Source organism: Dellaglioa sp. CoH-56-MRSF-11 (assembly GCF_056782135.1).
On the sequence record NZ_JBXAYE010000085.1, the window covers coordinates 1 to 303 of the forward strand.

The 303-nt window shown below is 54.1% G+C and carries 1 protein-coding gene; it reads left to right on the forward strand.

Annotation, left to right across the window (positions count from 1 at the left end; all coding sequences use genetic code 11):
- Positions 1–279: RNA ligase family protein (locus AC1RPT_RS07950; RefSeq protein WP_481763013.1), on the forward strand; the 279-nt coding region annotated here is incomplete at its 5' end.
- Between the last annotated feature and the right edge of the window lie 24 nt (positions 280–303).

Sequence of the window (303 nt, forward strand, 5' to 3'; positions counted from 1 at the left end):
GGCTTCTACGTGTATGACATCTTCGACATCGAGAATCAGGAATACCTGCGTCCTTCGGAAGTCGAACACATCGTACGTGAGCTGGGCCTGAAGCATGTGCCGGTCACCAGCTATTTCAAGCTGTCGAGCATTGCGAAAAACGCGAAAGACCTGCTGGCACGTGCCGAGGGTCAGGGCATCAACGGCCGTCCGCGAGAAGGTGTGGTCTACAAGCACGCTGATTCTGGCTTCTCGTTCAAAGCGATCAGCGATTCGTACCTGCTGAAGCATGGCGAGTGATGTGTAAATAGGAGAGGGTAGTGC